Raw genomic sequence first — 24,942 nt, forward strand, 5'->3', positions numbered from 1 at the left:
CTTGCCAAGGCTAGCAAAAACTGAGTCAGGTGGCGGAAGAGACGTCCCATATTCTTGGCTGATGAAGGTAGGTAGCGACAGTTAAACGCAATAGTAACAGATTGCACGCAACTAGCGAGGGAAAGTTAATTGTACAGGCAAAGGAAAACGACTTGCTACGGGCGAATTTCCTTCGTGGAAATCAAGAAAAGTCCTATCCTTTTTAAAGTCAAAAGGCTCGTTGCGGCGCACCCGCCGCTACCCCCGCGTAAAACCCTGCCAGCGCCGCCGTTATCTGCCCCGTTTCCAGCAAAAAGCCGTCGTGCCCGAAGCTTGAATCCAGCTCGCCATACACCGCGCCGGCAATGCCCGCCGCGATTTCGCGCTGCTCGACTAGCGGAAACAGCACGTCGGAGGTAATGCCCAGCACCAGCGTGCGCGCCCGGATGGAAGCCAGCGCGGCGGCTACGCCGCCCCGGCCGCGCCCCAGGTTGTGCGAATCCATAGCCCGCGTGAGGGCCACGTAGCTGTAGGCGTCGAAGCGGGCCACGAGCTTGTGACCCTGGTAGCGCTGGTAGCTGCTGGCCCGGAAGTCGCGCAGGCGGCTGTCGTCGGGGTCGGTTTGGGTGTGGCCGTAGGCGTCGTGGCCCCGGTAGCTGAGCAGGGCCACGGCGCGGGCGGCGGCCAGGCCGGCATCGCCGCCGCCCGGGCGGTTTTCGTGGTAAGTGGCATCGGCCTCGATGGCCAGGCGCTGGGCCTCGTTGAAGGCGATGCCCCAGGCCGAATGCCGGGCGCTGGTGGCAATAACCACCAGGTGGCTAAATACTTCGGGCTGGCGCACGGCCCACTCCAGCGCCTGCTGCCCGCCCAGCGAGCCGCCGATGAGCGTGTGAATATGCGTCAGACCCAGCTCCTGCCGCAGCGCCTCGTGCGCGGCCACCAGGTCGCGGATGGTGAGTAGCGGGAAGCTTTGGAAGCGCCCCGCGCCGGTGGCCGGGTCAGCGTCGAGCGGGCAGGTGCTGCCGTAGCACGAGCCCAGAATGTTGGCGCACACGATAAACCAGTCGGCCGGGTCGTAGAAGCAGCCCGCCCCGAATAGCCCCGGCCACCAGTCGAGCACGTCGGCATTGGCCGTGAGGGCGTGGCACACCCACACCACGTTGTCCTGGGCGGCGTTGAGGCAGCCCCAGGTGCGGTAGGCCACGCGGGCGCCGGCCAGCGTTTCGCCGCTTTCCAGCGGGAAAGAGTTGGGGAGATGGAAGGTATATTCTTTCATAACATCAATTACTTACTAACTATCATTGCGAGCAAAGCGAAGCAATCGCACCAGCACGGAACCCGAACGGCTCGTCCTGATGCGATTGCTTCGCTTCGCTCGCAATGACAGCTTAAAAACCAACGCCTACACTTCCAGCGGCTGCGCGTGCTCGGGCTGGGACTCCGGAATGCTGGCATCAGCCTCACCCTTGGGCGCGGCGGTGCTGGCGGCGGCCAGCGCTTGGCCCAGGTCGGCCAAGATGTCGTCGATGTGCTCGATGCCGACCGACAAACGCAGTAGGGTGGGCGTCACGCCCGAGGCCGTTTGCTCGGCTTCGCTGAGTTGCTGGTGGGTAGTAGCCGAGGGCTGAATGATGAGCGTTTTGGCGTCGCCCACGTTGGCCAGGTGGCTGATTAGCTTGAGATTGTCGATTACGGCCGTGGCCGTGTCCTTGCTGCCGTGCAGCGTGAAGGACAGCACGCCGCCGAAGCCACGGGTGAGGTACTTGGCCGCCGTAGCGTGGTGCGGACTGCTGGGCAGGCCGGGGTAGTTGACGCTGGCCACCTCGGGGCGCTGCTCCAGCCACTGCGCCACTTTCAGGGTGTTTTCGACGGTGCGCTCCACGCGGAGGCTCAGGGTTTCGAGGCCTTGCAGCAGCAGAAAAGAGTTGAATGGGCTGATAGCCGGGCCGAAGTCGCGCAAACCCTCCACGCGGGCCCGAATGGCGAAAGCGATGTTGCCGAACGGCCCGTTTTTGCCGAATACATCGTTGAAAATCAGGCCGTGGTAGCCCTCGCTGGGCTCGGTGAACTGCGGGTATTTGCCGTTGCCGAAGTCGTAGGTGCCACCGTCCACGATTACTCCGCCCACGCTGGTGCCGTGGCCGCCTATCCATTTGGTGGCCGACTCCACCACGATGTTAGCCCCGTGCTTGAGCGGCTGAAACAGGTAGCCGCCCGCGCCGAAGGTATTATCGACCACCAGCGGCAAGTCGTGCTTTTTAGCCACCGCCGCCACGCGCTCGAAGTCAGGCACGCTAAAGCTCGGGTTGCCAATGGTTTCGAGGTAGATGGCGCGGGTTTTATCGTCAATCAGCGCCGCTATGCTGTCGGCATCGTCGCCCTGGGCAAAGCGCGCCTCTATGCCCAAGCGCTTGAAGGCCACCTTAAACTGGTTGTAGGTGCCGCCGTAGAGGTAAGAGCTGGAAACCAGGTTGTCGCCGGGCTGCAAGATGTTGTTGAGGGCGATGAACTGCGCCGCCTGCCCCGAGCCCACGGCCACGGCCGCCACGCCGCCTTCGAGCGCCGCGATGCGCTGCTCAAATACGTCGGTGGTCGGGTTCATCAGGCGGGTGTAGATGTTGCCAAACTCCTTCAGCGCAAACAGATTAGCGCCGTGCTCAGCATTCTTGAACACGTAGCTGGTAGTCTGGTAAATCGGCACCGCGCGCGAGCCGGTGGTGGGGTCGGGCTGCTGCCCGGCGTGCAGTTGCAGGGTTTCGAAATGCAGGTTTTGGGTGGCCATAAAATTGAAAAAAGAAGAAGGGAAAAAAGTGCTTTTAAAATTGAGCTTCAAGCAAAGCGCAGGCTATCAACAGCTAGCGCGAAAGCCAGCAAGCCACTAGTTGCGCGAGCTGACTACGCGCCAGCCCGGTAGTACCCACGAAATGAAAGAGAATTGGCCCGCCGCTTACGCCGGGCAACAACAGCCGCGCATTGGCAGGCGGCTAGTGGGCACAATGGCCCCGGCCAGCGGCAATGCCGCGGCAAAAATGGGTGCTAGTGCTACCGCCCGCCGCAGAGCGGTGGGCGGGCTGGGCAAGCAGTTAGTCAAAGGGGAGTGGTACATGACACGCAGTTTATAGCTCCCGTGCCGGCGGGCGGCAGGGTAGGAGTTGGCACCTTTCCGGGAAGGATGGTTGCCAGCGGGTCGCGGAGCCTAATCTCTCGCCGCTTCTGTATAAAAGGTAAAAACCGCCCCGCCGACTGCGGGGAGTACCTATGGTTTGGTGCTGGCAAATATAGGCAGCGGGTTGGAATTACAAACGCGGGGCGCATGGTGGGGCGGGCTGCCGGCTTTTCGCCGGGCACGGCTGTCCCTGCTAGCGCAGCCAAGCAAGAGCAGGCGTTTATAAAACAGCTGCTTACAGCCCGTTATAAAACAAAAAGGCCGCCCCAAAACTGGAGCGGCTTTTCTCACCTTTTTTCTGCAAAAAGTACCTAGAGACTAGGTAGGGTTAACACCTGACCGATTTCAATCTTGTCGGGGTTACTGCCGATGGTGGCCTTGTTGGCCTCGTATATCTGGTGCCACTTGGCGGCGTCGCCGTAGTGGTTTTTAGCAATTTTAGAGAGCGAGTCGCCGCTTACAACGGTGTACTGCTCGCCGGCCGTGGTTTTGGCGTCGGTGCCGTTGCCGAAAAAATCGGTGGTAGCGCCGCTGGCCGCAGGCTTGGCGGCTTCTACCGGCTTTTTATCGCCCTCGTTCGTTAGAAAATCCAATAAGCCCATGGCTGTAAGGTAGTAACGTGAAAGAAAAGACAATGCCAGCGCGGCTATCCGAGTAAGCTGGCCAGCTGGCTTGCGGCCCATTTGTACGAGGGGGCTTGGTAAAGGTTATAGTACAACTAAAAAAACTGCTATGCGTAAGCAGGGCCAACGCTGGCCACCAGCGCCTAAAGCTCTTTCACTACCTTATTTTTTCACGTCCATGACCCGCTCTCCCCTGGCCCTGCGGCCGTATCTCGCCTCGTTGCTGTGCGCCTTTATGCTGCTGTTTGTGGCTGCCTCGTGCGGCAACGACAAAGGCAAAGTAGAAGGTGTAAATATGCTGTACGGCACCTCCGGCAAAGTGTGGAAAACCGCCAAAGAAACCGACGCCGCCGGCGACAAAGTGAAGCAAACCGACGCGCAGCAGGAAGAATCGCTGCACGTATTTTCGAACAATACCTACACCATGACCGGCGCGGCCGGGGCCACGCAGGGCAAGTTTGCCTTCGACCAGACGGCCAAGACGCTTACCCTGACCCCCGACGGCGGCACTACCTCCAACACCTTTACCGTGGAAACCCTGACCGACAAGAAACTGACGCTCGTGGGCAACAGCGGCGCCAAGCTGATGCTGGAAGCTGAGTAATTTTTCGGCCTTTTCACAGTTACAAGAAGCCTCGTGCCAGTTTGGTGCGGGGCTTTTTTGTGGCCGGCCCGGTGCAGCGCCGGGGCTAAAATCGCCTCTTTGGCCGTTGACGGCGGTACTATTGCTAGTTGTTTTTTGAGATTTACCAGATGCGTAGGGTTAGTTGGTTGCTGCTGTGGGTAGTAGGGTTTTTTTTGCCAATGACAGGCTGGGCGCAGGCCACGCCGCTGGTGCCGGCCCGGCCGCTGGCGGCCCTCAGCCCGGCCGATACCACGCTGGACGAGCTGGAGTTTTTGCGCTCGGAAATCGGCGGGGCGCGGGTGGTTTTCCTGGGCGAGCCCACGCACGGCGAGGGCAACGTGCTGGCGGCCAAGGTCCGGCTGGTGGCGTTTTTGCAGCAGCGCATGGGCTTCACCACGCTGGCGCTGGAAAGCGGTTTTTTTGACTTGCACAAGGCGCAGCGCAGCATCGCGGCCGGCAAGTCGGTAGTCAAAAACCTGCAAAGCAGCGTATTCCCCATCTGGATGAACACCCAGGAGTTTCAGCCCGTGGTGCCGCTGGTGGGGCCCGATGGCCTGCGCGTGATGGGCTTCGACCCGCAGCTGAGCGGCGAGTACAGCGCCGACCTGGTGGATGACTTACAGGATTTTCTGGATGATGAAAAAGCCAGCGCGGCCATCGACTACGACCTGCTGAGCGAGGCCGTCGAGTTTATGGGCGCGCACTTCACGTTTCCGCCCGCCCGGCAGCTGGCGGCGTTCGAGGCCGAGCTAAACAAGGCCGCGCCGCTGCTGCGCCGGGCGGCCACCGCGCCCTCGGCCACGCGCCGGGCCGAGGCCGTGTTCTGGCAGCAGTGCCTGCGCAGCCTCGGCGCGCTGGCCCGCGACTACGCCACCCACGACCCCGGCACCAAAGCCGAGGCCGACTGGACCGCCGCCGACAGCAACCCCCGCGACGCCCAAATGGCTGACAACCTGCTGTGGTACTTGCGCCAGCACCCCGCCGAAAAAGTCATTTGCTGGGGCGCGCTGCCGCACTTCGCCAATCGCGTAGAAGTCCTGGGCAGCGACGAGCTGCGCGCCTACCAGCCCATGGGCCGCGCCGTGAAAGCCGCCCTGGGCGCCGACCAGGTATACATCCTGGGTACGCTGGCCGGGGGCGGCACCCACGGCCTGCCGGGTACGGCGGGCGTGCCCGTGCCGCCGCCCGCGCCCGGCACGCTGGAAGCCAGCTTACTAGAATTGAATGCGCCGGCGGCCTTCGTCAGCCTCAAGCACCAGGCGGCGGGGCAGCAGCTCACGACGTATGCCTTTGACTACCAGCCGCTGGCTGGCCCCTGGAGCGAGGTCGTCGATGGCTTTTTGTTTTTGCGCAGCGTGGAGCCTCCGCATTGGCTGGCGGCCGATAGCGCTGCGGCGGCCGATACCTCGGCCGCTGCCGTGGCGGCCCGTAGTACGCCGCCCGGCTCGCTGAACCCCGCGCCGGGCCGGGCGGGCACCACGATGCGCCGGGTAGTGCAGGTGGCCGACGTGTCGGGCCTGCGCACGGTGCGCGGCGTGGTCCTCGACCGGCGTAGCCGCCAGCCGGTGCCCTACGCGGCGGTGGTGCTGCCGGGGCAGGGCAGGGGCACCGTGGCCGATGCCAACGGCCGCTTTGCCCTGGCTTTGCCAGGGCCGACGCGGTTGCAAATAAGCAGCCTGGGCTACGACGCGGCCACGGCACAGTCGCCGGTGGGCAATGAGGAGCTGACCGTGTTGCTCGCGCCCGCCGCCTACGCCCTCGAAGCCGTGCGCGTGCTGGGCAGCGCGCCGCCTCCGCCCGAGGCTATTTTGAAAAACGTAGTGAAAAGAATACCAGCCAACTACGAGCAGCAGGACTATGCCGCCCAGGTGTATACGCACCGCCGCCTCAGCAACTTCGACACGCTGCGGCTGGAGGTGGAAGCGGTGAGCCGGCTGCGGGTGCCGGCCGGGTTTCGGCACTTCACGCGGGGCTTTTTGCAGCACGAAGACGATATCTACAACCAAGTGGAGCAGCGCCGCGTGGTGGCGCAACAGGGTAAGCCCATCAATACCGTGATGGAAGCCGACAAGTACGGCAACCCGCAGGGCTACCTGCTGGCCGCCGCCGACCCGATTCGCACCGCCCCGCTGTTCAAGTCGGGCGGGGCCAAGAAATTCCTGCTTAAGCTGGACAGCCAGCGCTTTCAGGGCGCCGATACGCTGTACGTGCTGAGCTTCGCGGCCAATAAAGCCAACCTCCGCAGCTCGGGTACCTACCTCACGGGCGTGTACCAGGGGCGGCTGCTGGTGCGCCGCCGCGACTACGCCGTGCTGCGCTACGAGGCGCTGTGGATAGACGATACAACCCAAATCAACGCCACCGCCCGCAAGTATTACGGCCGCCCGTCGCCCATCGCGCGGCTCTACGCCAACGTGTTCACGGCCGACCGCACGACCCACATCGTGGACTACGCCAAGGCCGCCAACGGCCGCTACTACGTGCGCCGCAGCGTGGGGCAGTCGGCCAGCGCGGGCCGCGAGCTAGGCAAGCAGCCGTTTTATACCCAGTCGTTTACCGAAAGCTATTTTACGCCGCTGCCCGCGCCCGGCCCGCCACCCGCGCCGCCCGCCAAAGGCCCGCGCCCGGTCGCGCCCGAGGTACCCTACCGCCCCGAGTTTTGGGATAACTACCAGCGGCCGGGCGGGGCGCTGGCCCGGCCGTAGCGTGGGCTTTTAGCCTGCGCTACGGGCTATAGCGGTGGTAAAGGGTCGGCGGCAGTAGGGTAGCGGCTGTTTTCCAGAAAGTAGCAGTATTTACGGAGGTCGGTTTCGGCCGGGCCGTTGAGGTAGTCGAGATAAAGCCGGACGCGGCTGCCGTTGTGCTTGCGAAAAGTAGGCGTGCTCAGGCGGTGAATTAGGGCGGCTTTGCCTTGCCACCATGCCCGGCAAAGCTGGTACGTCCAACGGTCATTGCCATCACACGAGTAGCTGCCGAGCACCTCAACTGCGGCAGCACTCAGCACGCAGAGAAACTCCGTGAAATTTTGCGGCTGCCGAAAAATGTATTCCTCTGCGTGGTCAGTAAGCAGCACATTGTCCGGAGCCTCACGCTCGCCAGTGCCGCACGTATCCGAATTGCCAGTGTAGAAGGGGCCGGGAAAGTTCAGGTAATTGATTTCGGGCCAGTGGCTGGTATCCAGAAAATTCTGGAAGCGTCCGTCGGGGTCGGGGTATCGAAAGGACACTACTTCGTGGCGAATAAAGGTAGCTAACCCTGACCGGTACAGAAAGTCGTTGAAGTCAGTGCCGTATCGCTTGGTGAACAGCGCCCCCGCTTGTTCTATTTCAGCTAAATGGTTGGCGATATAAGCCAGCCGTCCGCTGTCGCTTTCCGGGTCGTAGGCAGGCGCGGGCGGGGCTTTCTCCGAGCGGCTAAAGGCGGCGCGGAGCATTTCGTAGAGGCACATGAGCAGGATGATTTAAGCGGGGGCACCTTCGCCAGAGGTGCCCCCGCTTCGCGGCTAATCGACAGGCTAATACACGATAGTGAGCGGCCCGGTGTACGACTTGCCATTGCCCAGCGTGATGAGGTAGTAGTAGGTGCCAATGGGGGCGGGCTGGCCGTTGACGGTGCCGTTCCACTGGTTGCTGCGGTTGTAGCCGGTAGTTTCAAAAAGCTTCATGCCCCAGCGGTTGAACACGATGACGCGCGAGCCGGGATACTCCGCGATGCGGTCGATTTCCCAGGCATCATCCAGGCCGTCGCCGTTGGGCGAAAAGGCGTTGGGGATGCGCACGCGCGGCGTCACGGTAATCGTGACCTGGCTTTCGCCCGTGCAGTAGCCCGCCTTGCCCGAGAGCGTGTAGGTCGTAGTGACGGTGGGCGCGGCCATCGGGTGCAGCGGGTCTTTGGCCGGGAACGTCAGCGTCGGCAGCGGCGACCACAGCACGGGGTAGTTGCCATTGGCGGTTCCCTCCAGCTCGATAATGTCGCCTTCCATGATGGTTTTGTCGGGGCCGGCGCTCAGTTCCACGTTTTGAATAATGCTAACGGCCAGCGGGTTGGAGGTAGACGTGAGCGGGCCGCAGGCCGAGGGTGTCGTCACGACCAGCGTCACCACCTGGCCATCGCGCAGGGTGCTGGGGCTGAAGGTGGGGCTGGTGGCCCCGCTCACGCTCACGCCATCGACCTGCCACTGGTAGGCCATGCCCGCGCCGGGGCTGCCGATGCTGTCGGCGGCCAGCACCACCGGCGTGCTCGAGCAGGCCGGCAGCGTGGTTTGCGACTTGATGCGGACCGTGGGCAGCGTCACGGGCGTGAGGTCAATCGTGACCGAAGCCACGGCCAGGCTGGTGGCGCAGAAGCCGGCGGTGGGCACTACCTCCACGCGCACCACGTCGCCGCTGTTCAGCGTTGAGCTGGTGTAGGTGGGGCTGCTGGCCACGAGCGCGTTGTTGACGTACCAGCGGAAGGTCGGCGCGGAGCCGGCATTCGTGGGCACGGGCGTGAAGGTGAGCGAAGTGCCAGCGCACTGCGTGGCTGGGGTGGCCAGCGTCACGCCCGTTATCAGCTGCGGCTGCAATTCCAGCTTCACCGAGTTCGACACCTGCTCGGCGCACGAGCCCGAGCTCACGCGGCGGCGGTAGTAGCTGGTGGCGGCCAGCGGGCCGGGGGCGTAGGTAGCGCTGGTAGCACCGGGTACCGTAGTCCAGGTCAGGTTGTCGGCCGACGATTCCCACTGGTAGGTGTAGGTGCCGTAGCCGCCGCTGGGGCCGGGCGTGCTGGTGAGCGGCACCGGCGTCGAGCTGGCGCACACCGTCTGGTTGGGCCCGATGGTGCCGGGCACAATCTCGGCATTCACCGTTACTACTACCGTGCTCGTGCTCATGCAGCCCGTGGCGGGGTTCGTCACGGTGAGCGTGTAGGTCGGCGCGATGGCCGTGCCGGCCGCATTCACGTTGGTCAGCGTCACGGTCGGGTTAGCGCTGGCGGCATTGCTGAGGCCGGTAGCGGGCGCCCAGCTGTAGGTGAGGCCCGAAGCCGGCGCACTACCCATCTGCGCGGTACTGCCCGAGCAGATGGTCACGGCCGCCCCGGCATTGGCCACCGGCAGCGGCACTACGGTTACGGCCACGGTGGCCGTGCTGCGGCAATTGCCCGCGCCGGTCACGGTCAGGGTGTACACCTGCGTAGTAGTGGCCGTGGTCGTGTTGATGGGCGTCACGGTAGGGTTGGCCACGGTGCTGCTGCTGAGGCCGGTAGCGGGGCTCCAGCTGTAGGTGAGGCCCGCCGCCGGGGCCGCGCCCAGGGTAGCCGCGCTGCCCGAGCACAGCGTCACGGCCGCGCCCGCCACCGCCACCGGAATCGGGTTCACGGTAACGTCCACGGTGGCCGTGTTTACGCAGCCCGTGGCGTTGGTCGCGGTCAGGGTGTAGGTTTGGGTGAGGGGCGCGCCCGTGGTATTAGCCAGCGTCACGGTGGGGTTGGCGCTGGTAGCGTTGCTAAGGCCCGTGGCCGGGCTCCAGCTGTAGGTGTAGCCGCTCACGGCCGCCGCGCCCAGCTGCCCGCTGCCGCCCGCGCAAAAACTAACGTTGGCCCCGGCCCCGGCCACCGCCGCCGGATTTACCGTGACGAGCACCGTGCCGGTGGTAGCGCAGCCCGTGCCGGCGTTGGTAGTAGTCAGGGTGTAAGTCTGGGTAATCGGCGCGCCCGTGGTGTTGGTCAGCGTAATGCTGGGGTTGGCACTGGTGGCGCTGCTGAGGCCGGTGCTGGGGCTCCAGCTATAAGTCAGCCCCGCCACCGACGCGCTGCCCAGCTGGCTGGTGTTGCCCGAGCAAAACGCCACGGCCGCACCCGGCACGGCCGTGGGCAGCGGGTTCACGGTCACGGCGACCGTGCCGGTGCTCACGCAGCCGGTGGCGTTGGTCACGGTCAGGGTGTAGGTCTGGGTGATGGGCGCGCCCGTGGTGTTGGTGAGCGTGATGGTGGGATTAGCATCCGTAGCACTGCTAAGGCCGGTGCTGGGGCTCCAGCGGTAGGTATGGCCCGCCACGGGTGCGGCCCCGAGCTGCCCCGCCGTGCCCGAGCACAGCGCCAGCGCCGCGCCCGGCACGGCCGTGGGCATAGGGTTCACAGTAACGTCGACGGTAGCCGTGGCCGGGCAGCCGCCGGGGCCGGTTACGGCCAGCGTGTAGGTCTGGGTGATGGGGGCGCTGGTGGCGTTGGGCAGCGTCACGGTGGGGTTGGCCACGGTGCTGCTGCTGAGGCCGGTAGTGGGGCTCCAGCTGTAGGTGTAGCCCGCCAGCGGGGCCGCGCCCAGCTGCCCCGTGCCGCCCGCGCAAAAGGCCACCGCCGCGCCCGGCGTGATGGTGGGGGCCGGGCTCACCGTTACGGCTACCGTGCTGGTGGCCGTGCAGCCGCCCGCCCCGGTCACGCGCAGCGTGTAGGTCTGGGTAGTGGCCGCGCCGCTGGTGTTGGTGAGCGTGGCGGTAGGGTTGGCAATGGCGGCATTGCTGAGGCCGGTGGCCGGGCTCCAGCTATAGGTGAAGCCGGCCACCGGGGCCGTGCCCAGCGCCACCGGCACGCCCGAGCAGGTGCTGACGGCCGGGCCGGTAGTGGCCACCGGCTGCGGGTTCACGGTTATGGTGAATTGCGCGGTGGGCGTGCAGCCCGTGCCCGTGGCCGTGCCCGTGATGGTGTAAGTGGTCGTCTGGCCGGGGGCGAGCGTAAACGGCCCCGCCCCGCTCACGGTAGTAGTGCCGTCGCTGACGGTGTAGGGCGCGGCCCCTGCCACGCTGATGCTGGTGCTGCCGCCCTGGCAGATGCTCTGGTTGCCCGTTACCGTGAGCACGGCGGCCGGGGCCACTACCACGGTTTTCGTCACCGAGTCGGTGAGGCAGCCGTACTGCGACAAACCCCGCGCGGTGAGCGTGTAGGTGCCGGCCGTGGTCCAGTTCACCGTCACCGGGTTGGCCGTGCGGCTGCCCACGATGGCACCGCCGCCCGACAGGCGCCAGCTCACGCCGGGGGCCGTGCCGCCGCTGGCCGTGTAGCTGCGGGTGCTGCCCAGCCCGCAAATAGCCCCGTCGCCCGCGATGGCCGTCGGCCCGCTGGGCTTGGTCACGGTGATGTGCAGCACGTCGGCCGTAGTCTTGCCCGCGCAGCCCTTGTCCACGATGGTCAGGGTGATGTCGTAGGGCGTGGCGCGGGCGTCGGCGCAGCCGGGGCTGTACACAAACGTGCCCGACACCGAGCCGCTGGCGCCCGAGGCCGTGGCCGACCCCAGCGGGCTGCCCGTGTAGGTAGGGCTGCCCGCGTTGCCGGCAAAGGTGGCGTTGTAGCCGCCCGTGCCATCGAGCAGCACGCTGGTGGCCGTCATTTCCAGCGGGTGGCCATCGGCCTGGGTAGTGGTGATGGGAATGCTGAGCGAGCTGCCCGCTTCCACGGTATAGTTGCGCGGAATAGCCGTCGAGGAGCCCGCCGCCGTAGGCAGCACCGGCGGCGTGGTGGGCGGGCACTGCCCCACCACCAGCTGCAAGTCGCGCCGGGTGGTGCCGATGAGCACATCCACGCCGTTGATGGTGCGGTACTCCTTTACGTCAACGGCCACCACGTACTGGTTGCCGATGATGGTGCCGTAAAACTTGGCGATGCCCGTGCCGGCGTTCAGCTTGGCCGAGTTGGGGGCCGCGCCCAGCGGCGTAGTGGCCGAAAACGAGCCGTTGGGGTAAGCGGCAAACAGCGGCGTCGGCACAAACGAAGTGGGGTAGCCGCCCTGGCCGTAGGGCTGGCCGAAGGAGTACACCAGCCGGTCGCCGTCGGGGTCCACGGCGTTGTTGAGCAGGGTAGTAGTGTCGTTGGCGCACAGCACAGCCACGGCCTCGCTGGCAAATACCGGCGAGCGGTTGGCGTACACTTCCGGGGCCAGAGTGGTGTACAGCGTCAGGGCCGTGCCGCCGGGGTTAGCCAGGTTGTTGATGGAGCCATTGCGGGCCGACGACGTCCAGTAGGCGTTGTAGCCCGTGGCGGAGCGCGGCAGGTTGACGGTAGCGGTAAATTTTTGCAGCACGAAAGGCTGCTGCGCCGCGCCCGAGTTGGTGCAGCCCGGCGGCACGGGCACCGTGGTGCAGGGCGAGGTCACGGGGTTTTGCACCACCATGCGCCCCCCGTTGAGCAGGCCCACGTAGTTGGTGGCCGTGAGCGAAAGCTGCGCCCCGCTGGTTTGGTAAATGCCGATAATAGCGCTGGCAGCGGGCATGGCCGCGCCGGCGTTGCAGTTATTGTATACTACCACGGTTATCTCGTAGCGCAGGGGCGCGGCGGTGGGGCCGTTGGCGTCGAGGTAGCGGTAGGTCATTTCGCCGCCCAGCAGGTGCGTGGCGTGGGCCGCCGGGGCCAGCGCCAGCAGCAGCCACAAAAGGCAAAGCCCCGGCAGCGCGCCCAGGCGGGTAAGTAGGGGTGTAACCATTGGGTAGGAGAAAGGGGAGCGGAAAGATAGTAGCCCCACTAAGGTACTTGTAACCAAGTGAAAATCCGGTGTTTTATTTGGGTAGAGCGGCGAGATAAGCCCGACTGTAGCCGAGAGCCAGGCAGGCAGCCCGCAGTAGCCGGTTCGCCACCAGCGCTTTCAGGCGCGGCCCGCGCCTGGTTGGCCCACCACGGTTTGTAGTAGCAGTATATGAATAAGTGCCTGCAAGGCGGCTTGTGCCTGTACCTGCGCTACCGCTGCCCGCCAAACACCCGCGCCGCCCAGCGCGGCAAAAACAGCGTGCCCAGTAGTAAGTAGAAATAATACGTGACGATGCGATACAACAAAACCATAAAGCTGGTCATGGTCGCGGTGCCGATAAAGCTCTGAAAAAACGTCGGAAACGCGCCCTCCGCAATGCCCGAGCCGCCCGGCGTGATGGCCAGTAGCAGCACTACCTTGTAAGTGATGTTGCGGGCGAAGATGAACAGAAACGTGCCCGTATCCATGGGCGCGAAGGCCCCGATGAGGCAGCCGATTACCGCGTAGCGGGCTGTCCACACAAAGAAGGTGCTCAGGCTGGCCCGCCACCAGTAGCGCCAGCCCGCGCCGCGCAGCTGCGCCGAGGCGTTCACCATCTCCTGCCCCTGCCGGTAGGCCAGCCGCCGAAACCGCCGCAAAAACCGCAGCGACGTGAGCCGCACCAGTAGCCGCCGCACCGCAAAGGGGTTCACGAACAGCGCGTATAGCAGCAGCCCCGCGTAGGCCGACACGGCCACGTAGCTCACCACAAACAGCACCCGCAGGGTTTCGACAAACGTCGATTGCAGGTCGCGCGGGTACAGGGCCGCGCCCGCCAGCCACACCACCAGCGGCACCATCAGCACGTAGTAGAGGTTGTCGAGAAAAGCTGTGACAATGGTGTAAGCCAGCGACTTGCCCAGCGGAATGCCCTCTTTGGTGAGAATAACCGGGGCCGCCGCCGTGCCGCCCGCCGCCGAGGGCAGCACGCACGAGGCAAATTCCCAAATCACAATCACGTCGAACGCCTGCCGCCAGCTCAGCTGCTTTTGGGTGATGTAGCGGATGCGGTAGATGTAGCCTGCGTCGCGCGCCCACAGCACCAGCAGCGTGGCCAGCAGCCAGGGCCACTTGGCGTCGGCCAGCGGGGCGAGGTCGCCGGGCTTGTAGCTACGCCAGAATAGGAAGCCTACCACCCCCAGCCCGATGAGCACCGGCCACACCAGGCGCGCGGGCCGCAGCTGTTGCAGCAGCTTGGCATCCTGGTCGGTGGGGGGCGCGGGGGCGGGCTGGGCTTGAGGCATATGGCAAAGGTAGGGGCGTGCCGGGCGGGCGGACCGGGCAACAGCTTACGGCCAAAGCTGCTACCTTCACCAGCTGCCCGGCCCGGCTTGGTCCGGGTTGTTTTTGGCTTATACAGCGATGCTTCTAAAAATTAACTTTTCCTTTCTGCTCCTACTGGCCCTTCCGTTGCTGCAAGCTCCCGCCAGCCAAGCCGCGCCGGCTACCGTCATCGCGCAGGCCAACGGCCTGCCCACCCTTTTATCGCCCGATAAAAAGCTGCGCCTGCAATTCGGCTACGACCAGGCGGGCGCGTTGACGTATACCTTCAGCGCGAGCGGTAAAACCTTGCTCAAAGAATCGACAATTGGCTTCCGCCAGGCGGAGAAGGCGGCCGTGGGCACGGTAGCGCGCCGGGCGGTCAATACCGTTTGGAAGCCGGTGTGGGGCAAGCGGGCGGTGGTGCCGGAGCACTACAACGAGCTTACGCTGAGCCTGAAAACGTATAAAGTAATAGCCCGTGCCTACGACAACGGCGTGGCCTTTCGCTACGAATTTCCGGCCGAAAGCGCGGGCACCGAGCTGACGGCGTTTGCCTTTGCCGGCAACTACACGGCGTGGTACTACAACGGCGAAAACCCCAACCTCGGCCCCGAAAAGCTGGCCGACTGCGACGCCACCCGCCAGCCCGTGATGACGATGAAAGTCGACAGCACGACCTATCTGGCCGTGCACGAAGCCGACCTGGCCAGCGGCGAGCCGCTGCTGCTGCAAGCTAAAAAGGGCACTATGCGTTTCACTCTGGCCTCGAAACCCACCACGGCCTGGAAAGTAATTATGTACGGCCGCACGCCGGGCGCGCTCGTCGACTCGCACCTGCTGGAGCTGCTGAACCCTGCGCCCGCGCCGGGCCGCGACTTCGGGTGGGTGAAGCCCGGCGTGGCGCTCTGGGACTGGCGCATCAACGGGGCGCGCGTCCCTGGTTTTGCCTACGATATGTCGCTGCCCTCGTGGAAGCGCATGGTGGATTTTGCCGCCGCCCAGGGCCTGCCCTACCTCGTGCTCGATGCCGACTGGTACGGCCCCGAGTTTGGCAAAGACTCTGACCCCGTGAAGGGCGGCAAGGTGGCACAGGTCCACGAGATTATCCGCTACGGCAAGGAAAAGGGCGTGGGCATCTGGCTGTACCTCAACGACGTGGGCGGCCGCAATTTCGCCCTCGACCAAACCCTGAAGCGCTACCACGACTGGGGCGCGGCGGGCATCAAGTACGGCTTTATGTCGGGCAGCCCGGCCGAGAAAAACACCCGCACGCGCCTCATCACCGAGCTGTGCGCCCAAAACCAGCTGCTGTGCGACTTCCACGACGGCCCTACGCACCCCTACGGCCAGCTGCGCACCTACCCCAACGCCCTGACGCGCGAGTACTGCAAGGCCCAGCTCGACGGCCACCAGCAGATGCAGCCCGGCACCTTCGCCTCGTCGGTATTTGTGAACATGGTGGCCGGGCCGCTCGACATGGGCAACGGCTTTGCCAGCCTCTCGCAGGCTGGCCGCGTCGATAACTCGTCGCCGGTGCCCTCCACGCTGGTAGGCGAGGCGGCGCGCACGCTCATCGTGTTTTCGGGTGCTACCATCATCCCCGACATTCCCGAAAACTACCAGAAGCATCCCGAGCTACTGCGCTTCATCTCGGCCCAAAAAATGCCCTGGCGCGAAAGCCAGACCGTGCAGGGCGCGATAGGCGAGTACATCGTGATGGCCCGCCAGGCCCAGGACGGCACCTGGCTGCTCGGGGCCGCCACCGACGAAAAACCCCGCGAGCTCACTATCCCGCTCGCCTTCCTGGGCGGCGGGCGCTACACCGCCACCGTCATGCAAGACGGCCCGCAGGCCGACTTCCGCACCCAGCACGAAAGCTGCGAGACGAGCACGCAGCAGGTGCGCGCCACCGACGTCATTCGGGTAAAGCTGGCCCCCGGCGGCGGCGCGTGCGTGGTGTTGAAGAAGGAGTAGTGACCGCAAGCCGCAAAGCGGCGGCATGTTGGTAGTAACATGATTGTAAAGAGAAAATGAGCCGCAAAGCGGCGGCACATTTATCCGCATGGTGCCGCCGCTTTGCGGCTCATTGCGTTTGTCAACCCCGTTAGCTACCAACATGCCGCCGCGTTGCGGCTACTCCGCTTGAGTCACCTGCAAACCGGGCAACGCTACGCGGCGCTGCAAAGCAACCGACAACAAAAAAGGGCTCTCCTACCGTAGGAGAGCCCTTTTTTGTTACCAATTGCGAAGCGACTACGGCCGCCCACCGGGACTGCCTGCCGGTGTGATGCCGCCCGGCGAGGTAGTGCCCGGCGAGGGCTGGCCTACCGGCGCGGTCGTGTTTTGGGGCTTCACGGCCGGCTGGGTAGCAGGTGTGGCAGTGCTATCGGCGGGCTGGGTTGGGGCCGGCACCGTGCCATTGGCGGGCGCGGTGGCCGGGCGGCCGCCCGTGGTGTCGGCCGGGGCCGTGGTGCGGGTGCTGTCGGTGGGTGCGCCGGGGCGCTGGCCGGCCGCGCCGGGGCGTTGGCCGGCACCAGCCGGGGCACCGGTGGGGCGCTGGCCGCCACCCTGGCCGCCGCCCGAGCGGCCACCACCACCGCCTTGGCCGCCCGTGTCGCCGCCGCTGAAGTCGCCGCCCCCGCCGCCGTCTTTCAGGTCGTCGTTGCTTACACCTTTGCGGCTGCGGCGCTGGTCTACGGTCAGCTTGCCGATGCGGTAGCTGAGGTTGACTTTGAAGTTGAGGTTGTGAATAACGTTGCTGCTGGTTTGGGCCAGCAGGGGCGTGTTCACCTCGTTGCGAATGGTAATCTTACCCGTGAAAAAGTTTTCGGCCCCGAAGCCGATGCCGCCGCGCCCGTCGGCGAAGTTGCGGCGGATGTTGAGGCTGTAGATGCCGAAGCCGCTCTGGTAGCCTTGCAGCTGCACCTGCTGCCCGCGGTAGAAGCCAAAGCCCTGGATGGCCCACTGCTTGCTGAGCGCGTAGGAAACCTGGGCGCGGCCGCTCACCACGAAGCCCGTGTTGCGGGCCGCATAAAGCCGGTCGGAGTTCTGATTGTCGAGCACGGCGTAGTACGAGTCCACGCCGCCGTTCAAAGTCAGCTTGCCCGCGTTCACGCTGGCGAAAAGGCTCGCGCCGTAGGCGTCTTCCTTGCCCGCGTTGAAGTAGTTGGTGATGATGGTATCGCCGTTGGCGCTGGTGCGGCGCACGCCCTGAATCGAGCCCCGCGTGTTGCGCATAAAGGCCGACATGTTCAGGTTGACCTTTTGCTTCACTACCGTGCTGTAGCCCAGCTCGTAGTTATTGGTGTATTCGGGTTGCAGCTCCGGGTTGCCTATCGTGGCTTGGAGTGGGTTAGGAGCCAGGCGGTTGGGGTTTAGAAATTGCAGCGAGGGGCGCTGGATGCGGCGGTTGTAGGCCAGCTTCAGCACGTTGCCATTGTCGAAGCGGCGCGAGAGGTTCACGCTCGGCACCAGCACGCCGTAGTTCGGAATGTCGGGGTTTTTATTGGCTCCCTGCGAAAATTCGGCGTTAATCGTCGTGTACTCGTAGCGCACGCCCGGCTTCAGGGTAAAGCCTTTGGGCAGCCCCACGGTGTAGGTTACGTAGCCTGAGGCCACGTTCTGGCGGTAGTTGAAATTGTTGGCTTCCTGCGTGGGGTCAAGCACGAAGTTATCGTTGTTGCCCGTGGTCAGAAAGTAGGCGTACTCGCTGTTTACGCGGCGGTAGATATCCTTCACGCCCAGCTCCAGCAGCTGGTTTTTGAGGGTCGGCGTCTGGTAGTCAAACTGCGCCGTCATCTCCTGGTTGTAGCTATCGTTGTCGTTGCGGCGGCGGCTGGTAGTGGCGTAGTCGCTGCCGCCCAGGATGTCGTTGAGGAAGTTGTTCGTGCGGTTGTTGCGGCTGTACAGCGTCAGGATGCTGAATTCGCGCTGCGGCGTTTCGTAGGTGTGGGTGTAGTTGAGGCTGGCATCCACGGTGGCCGACTCGTCGGTGGTTTTCACGTTGCGCACGTCGTTGAGCGCGGCATTCGACGAAACGCGGGTCAGGCGGTCCTGGTAGTTGTAGCTGTTGCGCAGGCCGTAGGCCACCGAGGCGCTCAGCGAGTTGTGCTTGTCAATGTCCCAGTCCCAGCCCAGCGTGTAGCGCCCAAATATGTCGTTGCGGCGTGTGTCGGCCGTCTGGCGGTTGGTCGACGGCGGCGTGCCGTCCGTCTTATACGCCGTTTGGTCGTTGGCGAAGCTGCCCGGCTGGTTGTAGCTGGCCCGCCCGAAGCCGCCCAGCGAAAAGCCCATCTTGCCAGTGCGGTAGCTGCCGTTGAGGCCCAGGTTGGTAGCCCGCAGGCCCGCGCCCACATCGGCGCCCAGCGAGCCGCCGCGCAGGTTGCCATCTTTCTTGAGCACGATGTTGATGATGCCGCCCGAGCCCTCCGCGTCGTACTTCGCCGAGGGCGAGGTAATGACTTCCACGGTCTGAATCTGGTCGGCCGGAATCTGCTTCAGCGCGTCGGCAATGCTGCTGGCCGCGATGGTCGAGGGCTTGTTATTAATCAGCACCCGGATGTTGCTGCTCCCGCGCAAGCTCACGTTGCCGTCCAAATCCACGCTCAGCAGCGGCACGCGCTTGAGCACGTCGGTAGCGTCGCCGCCAGCCGTGGTTTTGTCTACGTCGGCGTTGTAGATGGTGCGGTCCACGCGCTCCTCAATGAGCTGCTTGCGGCCCGTTACTACTACTTCTTTCAAGGCCTGCGCCGAGGCGCCCAGCGTGATGCTGCCCAGCGCCACCGTGCCGCCCGGCTCCACTACCACGCCCGGCCGCGACTCTTCCTTAAAGCCCAAAAACGTGACCTGCACCGTGTAGGTGCCGGCCGGAATGCCCGGCAGCACAAAGCGGCCGTCGTCGCCGGCCACGCCGCCGTTCACCGACTTGCCCGAGGCGTCGAGCACCGACACCGTGGCGTAGGACACGGGCTTACCCGTGGCGGCCTCCGTCACGGTGCCCGTGATGCGGCCGCCCGCCGGGCGCGGCACGGCCGCCGCGGCCGTGGCGGGGCGCGCGCCGCCCGGCGCGCCCTGGCCCTGCGCCAGCAGCGGCGCGCTAAACGTGGCAGCGAGCAGGGCAGGAAGTAAAGAATGCTTGTTCATAAAAAATGGCTATCGACCAAAGTGCGCAGCCAGGGTGCAATAGTTGCACGGCGGGGCCATTGTTTTTGGCTAGGTTCGGTCGGAAAGCGGATTTCCCCGACCAAGCCGGGCAAACGGGCGCGCGTAGCGCGAACTTTCAGCCCGCAAGTAAACCCGGTCGCTCGCGGACTAAAAGTCCGCGCTACTGCGCGGCAGTCGCGCCCGCGCATTAACTTTGCGTTTCAAAGTGAGAACCGCCCGCCCCGGCTTGTCGTACCTTTGAAGCAACCGGCCAACTAATTAGTTGGCCCCGCAGTTTACCCGCTGCCTCACCACGCCCACCTCCGCCTGATGACAATTGAACCCGGTCCGCTGCTGGCGGCGATTTCCTCGCCCGACGACCTTAAAAAGCTCAGCCCCGAGCAGTTGGTGCAAGTGAGCACCGAGCTGCGCGAGTTCATCATCGACACGGTGAGCATCTACGGCGGGCACTTCGGGGCTTCGCTTGGCGTGGTCGAGCTCACGGTGGCGCTGCACTACGTTTTCAACACGCCCTACGACCAGCTGGTGTGGGATGTGGGCCACCAGGCCTACGGCCACAAAATCCTGACCGGCCGCCGCGACCGCTTCCCCACCAACCGCCGCTACGGCGGCATGTCGGGCTTCCCCAAGATGTCGGAAAGCCCCTACGACGCCTTCGGCGTGGGCCACAGCAGCACCAGCATCGGCGCGGCGCTGGGCATGTCGGTGGCTTCTGATTATAAGAAAGAGTTTGACCGCCAACACATTGCCGTTATCGGTGATGGCTCGATGACGGCCGGCATGAGCTTCGAAGCGCTCAACCAGGCCGGCTCACTGCGCAACAACATGATTGTCGTGCTCAACGACAACTGCATGAGCATCGACCCCAACGTGGGCGCGCTCAAGGAATACCTCACCGACATCACCACCTCGCGCACCTACAACAAAGTGCGCGACGAGCTGTGGAACGTGCTGGGCAAGCTCTCCAAGTTTGGCCCTAACCCCCAGCAGATTGCCCGCAAGGTAGAAGCTGCCATGAAGGCTACTTTGCTAAAGCAAAGCAACCTGTTTGAGGCGCTGAATTTCCGCTACTTCGGCCCCGTTGATGGGCACGACGTGCAGCACCTGGTAGCCGTTTTGAACGACCTGAAAGCCATTCCTGGCCCCAAGCTGCTGCACTGCGTCACGGTGAAGGGCAAGGGCTACGCGCTGGCCGAAAAAGACCAGACGCTGTGGCACGCGCCGGGTTTGTTCGACAAAATCACGGGCGAGATTTTTACCAAAGTCCCCGACCGCCCGCAGCCGCCCAAGTACCAGGACGTCTTCGGCCACACGCTGCTGGAGCTGGCCGAGGCCAACGACAAAATCATGGGCGTGACGCCCGCCATGCCCAGCGGCTCGTCGATGAATATTATGATGGCCGCCATGCCCGAGCGGGCCTTCGACGTGGGCATTGCCGAGCAGCACGCCGTTACGTTTTCGGCCGGGCTGGCCACGCAGGGGCTGGTGCCGTTTTGCAACGTGTACTCGTCTTTCATGCAGCGCGGCTACGACCAGGTGGTCCACGACGTGGCTTTGCAAAACCTGCACGTGGTGTTCTGCCTCGACCGCGCCGGCTTCGCCGGGGCCGACGGGCCGACCCACCACGGCTGCTACGACCTGGCTTTCATGCGCTGCATCCCCAACATCGTAGTGAGCGCCCCGATGAACGAGCAGGAGCTGCGCAACCTCATGTACACCGCCCAACTGCCCGAAAACGCGGGGCCGTTCAGCATTCGCTACCCGCGCGGCGAGGGCGTGATGCCCGAGTGGCGCACGCCCTTGCAGCGCGTGGCCATCGGCACGGGCCGCGTGGTGCGCGAGGGCGAGGCGGGCGGCGTGGCCATCCTCAGCATCGGCCACATTGGCAACTACGCCACGAAGGCCACGGCGGCGCTCGCCGCCGAAGGCCTCGACGCCGGCCACTACGATATGCGCTTCTGCAAGCCGCTCGACGAGGAAATGCTGCTGGCCGTAGCCCGCCGCTACCGCGCCATCGTGACCGTGGAAGACGGCTGCCTGCAAGGTGGCTTCGGCTCGGCCGTGCTGGAGTTTCTCAGCGAGCAGGGCGTGAGCGTGCCCGTCAAGCGCCTCGGCATCCCCGACCGCGTGGTGGAGCACGGCACCCAGGACCAGCTTTATAAAGAATGCGGCTTCGATGCCGAAGGCATCGCCAAGGCAGTGCGCGAAATGAGCGCTAAGGTGGCCGAGGCCGAGCGCGAGCGGCTGCTGGGCTAGCGGCGGGTGTAGAGACGCATCCTTGCGTCTCTCGTTCGGCGAGCCTTAACAACGACGAGACGCAAGTATGCATCTCTACCCCGCGCAGGCCATAAATGCGGAATCAGAAGAAGCCTCGCAGCTGATGCTGCGGGGCTTTTTTATTAACAAATAACTGAGTGACATATGTAATACTAGCGTGCTGGTTCCCAGCTAAAAAGTGAGCCAGCGACCAGGCCCAGGCCGTATAACCAGGTTCACTTACCGCCGGCCGCCCAGCCGCCCGCACTACGCTATGGAATTTACCCGCCTTGGGGCCACCGGCCTCCACGTTTCTAAAATCTGCCTGGGCACCATGACCTACGGCACGCCCACCGACCGCTGGCCCTGGGCCTTGAAGGAGGAGGAAAGCCGACCCTTCATTCAGAAAGCCCTTGAATTGGGAATTAATTTCTTCGATACCGCCGACGTGTACTCCAACGGCGCGAGCGAAGAGGTGGTGGGCCGCGCCCTGCGCGACTTTGCCCGGCGCGACGAGGTAGTGCTGGCTACTAAGGTATTCAACCCGATGGGGCCGGGGCCGAACGATAAAGGACTGTCGCGCAAGCACATTATGAGCGCCATCGACGCCAGCCTCACGCGCCTGGGCACCGACTACGTCGACCTCTACCAGATTCACCGCTGGGACTACGACACGCCCATCGAGGAAACGCTGGAGGCGCTGCACGACGTGGTGAAGGCCGGCAAGGCGCGCTACATCGGTGCGTCGTCGATGTTTGCCTGGCAATTTGCCCAGGCCCTGTACCTGGCCGACAAGCACAACTGGACGCGCTTCGTGAGCATGCAGCCGCACTACAACCTCGTGTACCGCGAGGAGGAGCGCGAGATGCTACCGCTGTGCCAGGACCAGAAAATCGGCGTTATTCCGTGGTCGCCGCTGGCGCGGGGGCTGCTCACGGGTGGCCGCTCGAAGGCGCGCAACGAAACCGAGCGCGCCAAAACCGATGCGTTTGGTAAAAGCCTCTACGGCCGCGACGATGACTTTGCGGTGGCCGACCGCGTGAGCGAAATCGCGCAGGAGCGGGGCCTGCCCAACGCCCAAATCGCGCTGGCCTGGCTGCTCTCGAAGCCCGTGATTACGGCGCCCATCGTGGGGGCCAGCAAGCCGGGCCACCTCGAAGATGCCGTGGCGGCGGTGGGCGTGCAGCTGAGCGCCGACGAAGTAAAGCGACTGGAGGAGCCGTACCAGCCGCACCCGGTGCTGGGCTTTTCGTAGACCAGTAAACTGCTGATAAATACGCTTGTCATGCTGACCGCAGCGAAGCATCTCTGCCGCTTCCTCCATTATCGTTCAACGGTGCGGTAGAGATGCTTCGCTGCGCGTACGCCAGATGAGCATGACAGCCGTATACGTGTAGTGCAAACAGCTTAACGCTAGTTCATTCGCAAAATCAACTAATTATGAATGCGCCCCTTCGCCTCCTGAAAGCGTCCCTTGTCGCGCTGGCCCTCGGCTTCGCCGCCTGCTCTACCAACGAGCGGCTGACGCAGGTAGACCAGAAAACCGGCATCAACTTCACCAATTATAAGACCTATAATTTCATGGACGAGGTGGCCCGCAACGACTCGGCGTTTCAGCGTTCGAGTACCGGCATCTTCGACCTGAAATACGCCGTGACGCAGGAGATGGAGCGCCGCGGCTACCGCAAAGCCGCCCAGCCCGATTTGTGGGTCAACATTGGCATGGTGACCGAAGAGCGCACCCAGACCCGGCCCGGCGACTTCCGCACCGATGCGCTGCCGCGCTACATCGGCCAGCGCAACTACCACTGGGACGCCCGCGACGTGCCCGTGGGCCAGTACCAGGAGGGCACCGCCACCATCGAGTTGGTCGATGCCCAGCGCAAGGAACTGGTGTGGCAGGGCACTACCACCAGCGTGCTGCCCAGGGTACGAACCAAAGCCACTAAGCAGATTTTCAAGGCGGTAGAAGTAGTGTTTGAGCAGTTTCCGGTGCAGCCAAAGTAGAGGTAGTTGCGCGGACTTTGTAGTCCGTGTGCGTCTGGCTGGCTGCTAGCGCACGCGGACTACAAAGTTCGCGCAACTTATTTCGCCTGGGTGCGGTCGATGAGCTGCTGCACCTCGTTGGTCGGTATTTTTTGCCCGGTTTCGGCGGCGCGGTAGATGGCCAGTAGCAGCTGCACGTCGCGCAAACCCATTTCGCCGGGCACGCGCGTGGGCTTGTTGTGCAGGATGCAAGCGGCGAAATCGTCCATCTGGGCGGCTTGCTGGTTGATGTTGGGTAGGGCGAGCGGGTTGGGCGTTTTGCTGGTTTGGCCCGCCAGGCCGCCGTAGGCAAAGGCGGGCTGAAGCTCCAGCCAGCCGTTGGCGGCTTCGGCCCGCAGGCGGCCGCTCAGGTTTTCGGCGTAGCTGGTGCGGCAGTCGGCGGTGCTGCCATCGGCAAAATTCAACTGCCAGCTCATGCCCGATTCCACTTCCCGAAACAGCGGATTATCCGGCTTCTGGTCAAACTTGGCCGTGACGGAAAGCGGCACCTGGCCCTTGGTGTAGAGGCAGCCTTGCAGGCAGTAGATGCCCATGTCCATGAGTGGCCCGCCGCCGGCCAGCGACTTGCTCACCCGCCACGGCGTGTCGTTGTTGAACTTGAAGCCGTTGTCGGACAGTAGCTTATTGATTTTGCCGTAAGCCTGCGTCTGGCCCAGGCGCATCAACTCTTGGTGGTGCGGCTCGAAGTGCAGCCGGTAGCCGATGCTGAGCTGCTTGCCGGCTTTTTTGCTGGCCGCAATCATGTGGCGGGCGTCGGCCACGGTGGTCGCCATCGGCTTCTCGCACATGACGTGCTTGCCCGCCTGCGCCGCCCGCACCGCAAACTCGGCGTGCAGCGCGTTGGGCGTCACCACGTATACCACGTCGATATCGGGGTTATCGATGATGCGGTCAAAGTTCTTATAGTTGTAGATGTTCTTGTCGGCTAGCTGGTACTGCTCTTTCCACTTGGCCGCCTTGGCGGGCGAGCCCGTGGCGATGCCCACCAGCCGACACAGCTTGGTTTGCTGCAAGGCCGGCGCCAGCTGCCCGGTGCTGTACTTGCCCAGGCCCACCAGCGCCACGCCCAGCCTGCGCTCGGGCGGCAGCGCAAAGGCACTGGGCGCGAGCAAGGTAGCGCCTACGCCCAGCGAAAGCGTGCGCAGAAAATCGCGGCGGGAATCGGCAGTGGGGAAACGAAAATCAGGCATAGCAGCAGATAAGAGTACTGCCAAGGCTTACCCCCACCGCGCCTGCTATGTTACGCCGAGCTTATTCGGCAGTAACGCCAAGCTCCAGCTTGGCGAGCGAG

14 protein-coding genes and 1 riboswitch are annotated in these 24,942 nt (G+C 64.2%); of the genes, 6 read left to right on the forward strand and 8 right to left on the reverse strand.

All coding sequences use genetic code 11. From position 1 onward, the window contains the following. Positions 1-208 precede the first annotated feature (208 nt). The 3 genes from VFO93_RS12335 to VFO93_RS12345 all read right to left on the reverse strand — a co-directional run bounded on the left by VFO93_RS12335 (position 209) and on the right by VFO93_RS12345 (position 3,747). Positions 209-1,255, reverse strand: coding sequence for a homoserine O-acetyltransferase family protein (locus tag VFO93_RS12335; RefSeq protein WP_325134676.1), 1,047 nt, complete (start codon positions 1,253-1,255; stop codon positions 209-211). Between the two features lie 126 nt (positions 1,256-1,381). Next, positions 1,382-2,761 carry an O-acetylhomoserine aminocarboxypropyltransferase/cysteine synthase gene (locus VFO93_RS12340; RefSeq protein WP_325134677.1) on the reverse strand — a complete coding sequence of 460 codons (1,380 nt, stop codon included), beginning with the start codon at positions 2,759-2,761 and terminating at the stop codon, positions 1,382-1,384. Positions 2,762-3,092: 331 nt separating this feature from the next. Continuing rightward, positions 3,093-3,203, reverse strand: a riboswitch (SAM riboswitch). 253 nt (positions 3,204-3,456) lie between these two features. Further along, positions 3,457-3,747, reverse strand: a complete 291-nt coding sequence (locus tag VFO93_RS12345) for a LysM peptidoglycan-binding domain-containing protein (RefSeq protein WP_325134678.1) — start codon at positions 3,745-3,747, stop codon at positions 3,457-3,459. 199 nt (positions 3,748-3,946) lie between these two features. Here VFO93_RS12345 and VFO93_RS12350 point away from each other — a divergent pair, with 199 nt between their 5' ends. Next, on the forward strand, positions 3,947-4,372 hold the full coding sequence (locus tag VFO93_RS12350) for a hypothetical protein (RefSeq protein ID WP_325134679.1): 426 nt from the start codon (positions 3,947-3,949) through the stop codon (positions 4,370-4,372). 200 nt (positions 4,373-4,572) lie between these two features. After that, complete coding sequence (locus tag VFO93_RS12355) at positions 4,573-7,098, forward strand: erythromycin esterase family protein (RefSeq protein WP_325134680.1); 2,526 nt, start codon at positions 4,573-4,575, stop codon at positions 7,096-7,098. A 26-nt stretch (positions 7,099-7,124) separates the two neighbouring features. On the opposite strand, the gene VFO93_RS12360 is transcribed toward VFO93_RS12355, so the two are convergent. The 3 genes from VFO93_RS12360 to VFO93_RS12370 form a co-directional block, all read right to left on the reverse strand. Beyond that, positions 7,125-7,841, reverse strand: coding sequence for a hypothetical protein (locus VFO93_RS12360; RefSeq protein WP_325134681.1), 717 nt, complete (start codon positions 7,839-7,841; stop codon positions 7,125-7,127). Positions 7,842-7,907: 66 nt separating this feature from the next. Beyond that, positions 7,908-12,842, reverse strand: a complete 4,935-nt coding sequence (locus tag VFO93_RS12365) for a gliding motility-associated C-terminal domain-containing protein (protein WP_325134682.1) — start codon at positions 12,840-12,842, stop codon at positions 7,908-7,910. Positions 12,843-13,093: 251 nt separating this feature from the next. Then, complete coding sequence (locus VFO93_RS12370) at positions 13,094-14,167, reverse strand: lysylphosphatidylglycerol synthase transmembrane domain-containing protein (protein ID WP_325134683.1); 1,074 nt, start codon at positions 14,165-14,167, stop codon at positions 13,094-13,096. 166 nt (positions 14,168-14,333) lie between these two features. Here VFO93_RS12370 and VFO93_RS12375 point away from each other — a divergent pair, with 166 nt between their 5' ends. Next, positions 14,334-16,160 carry a glycoside hydrolase family 97 protein gene (locus VFO93_RS12375; RefSeq protein WP_325134684.1) on the forward strand — a complete coding sequence of 609 codons (1,827 nt, stop codon included), beginning with the start codon at positions 14,334-14,336 and terminating at the stop codon, positions 16,158-16,160. A gap of 279 nt (positions 16,161-16,439) precedes the next feature. Here the strand turns inward: VFO93_RS12375 and VFO93_RS12380 are convergent, their stop codons facing one another. After that, positions 16,440-19,328 carry a TonB-dependent receptor domain-containing protein gene (locus tag VFO93_RS12380; protein ID WP_325134685.1) on the reverse strand — a complete coding sequence of 963 codons (2,889 nt, stop codon included), beginning with the start codon at positions 19,326-19,328 and terminating at the stop codon, positions 16,440-16,442. 330 nt (positions 19,329-19,658) lie between these two features. Between VFO93_RS12380 and dxs the strand changes: the two genes are divergently transcribed. From dxs to VFO93_RS12395, 3 genes are all read left to right on the forward strand, one after another. Then, a complete protein-coding gene (gene dxs / locus VFO93_RS12385) occupies positions 19,659-21,605 on the forward strand; it encodes a 1-deoxy-D-xylulose-5-phosphate synthase (RefSeq protein ID WP_325134686.1) in 1,947 nt (648 codons plus the stop codon). A gap of 274 nt (positions 21,606-21,879) precedes the next feature. Beyond that, a complete protein-coding gene (locus VFO93_RS12390; RefSeq protein WP_325134687.1) occupies positions 21,880-22,860 on the forward strand; it encodes an aldo/keto reductase in 981 nt (326 codons plus the stop codon). A 185-nt stretch (positions 22,861-23,045) separates the two neighbouring features. Next, on the forward strand, positions 23,046-23,612 hold the full coding sequence (locus VFO93_RS12395; RefSeq protein ID WP_325134688.1) for a DUF4136 domain-containing protein: 567 nt from the start codon (positions 23,046-23,048) through the stop codon (positions 23,610-23,612). Positions 23,613-23,689: 77 nt separating this feature from the next. Here VFO93_RS12395 and VFO93_RS12400 read toward each other — a convergent pair whose 3' ends face one another. After that, positions 23,690-24,841 carry a Gfo/Idh/MocA family oxidoreductase gene (locus tag VFO93_RS12400; RefSeq protein ID WP_325134689.1) on the reverse strand — a complete coding sequence of 384 codons (1,152 nt, stop codon included), beginning with the start codon at positions 24,839-24,841 and terminating at the stop codon, positions 23,690-23,692. Positions 24,842-24,942: the final 101 nt, after the last annotated feature.

The organism is Hymenobacter sp. (genome assembly GCF_035709525.1).
Lineage (GTDB): Bacteria > Bacteroidota > Bacteroidia > Cytophagales > Hymenobacteraceae > Hymenobacter.

What these genes read in the sequence shown, in the direction of transcription:
- VFO93_RS12335 (WP_325134676.1), bottom strand. Translation starts at nt 1,255, where the DNA reads ATGAAAGAATATACCTTCCATCTCCCCAACTCTTTCCCGCTGGAAAGC.
- VFO93_RS12340 (WP_325134677.1), bottom strand. Translation starts at nt 2,761, where the DNA reads ATGGCCACCCAAAACCTGCATTTCGAAACCCTGCAACTGCACGCCGGG.
- VFO93_RS12345 (WP_325134678.1), bottom strand. Translation starts at nt 3,747, where the DNA reads ATGGGCTTATTGGATTTTCTAACGAACGAGGGCGATAAAAAGCCGGTA.
- VFO93_RS12350 (WP_325134679.1), top strand. Translation starts at nt 3,947, where the DNA reads ATGACCCGCTCTCCCCTGGCCCTGCGGCCGTATCTCGCCTCGTTGCTG.
- VFO93_RS12355 (WP_325134680.1), top strand. Translation starts at nt 4,573, where the DNA reads ATGACAGGCTGGGCGCAGGCCACGCCGCTGGTGCCGGCCCGGCCGCTG.
- VFO93_RS12360 (WP_325134681.1), bottom strand. Translation starts at nt 7,841, where the DNA reads ATGTGCCTCTACGAAATGCTCCGCGCCGCCTTTAGCCGCTCGGAGAAA.
- VFO93_RS12365 (WP_325134682.1), bottom strand. Translation starts at nt 12,842, where the DNA reads ATGGTTACACCCCTACTTACCCGCCTGGGCGCGCTGCCGGGGCTTTGC.
- VFO93_RS12370 (WP_325134683.1), bottom strand. Translation starts at nt 14,167, where the DNA reads ATGCCTCAAGCCCAGCCCGCCCCCGCGCCCCCCACCGACCAGGATGCC.
- VFO93_RS12380 (WP_325134685.1), bottom strand. Translation starts at nt 19,328, where the DNA reads ATGAACAAGCATTCTTTACTTCCTGCCCTGCTCGCTGCCACGTTTAGC.
- dxs (WP_325134686.1), top strand. Translation starts at nt 19,659, where the DNA reads ATGACAATTGAACCCGGTCCGCTGCTGGCGGCGATTTCCTCGCCCGAC.
- VFO93_RS12390 (WP_325134687.1), top strand. Translation starts at nt 21,880, where the DNA reads ATGGAATTTACCCGCCTTGGGGCCACCGGCCTCCACGTTTCTAAAATC.
- VFO93_RS12395 (WP_325134688.1), top strand. Translation starts at nt 23,046, where the DNA reads ATGAATGCGCCCCTTCGCCTCCTGAAAGCGTCCCTTGTCGCGCTGGCC.
- VFO93_RS12400 (WP_325134689.1), bottom strand. Translation starts at nt 24,841, where the DNA reads ATGCCTGATTTTCGTTTCCCCACTGCCGATTCCCGCCGCGATTTTCTG.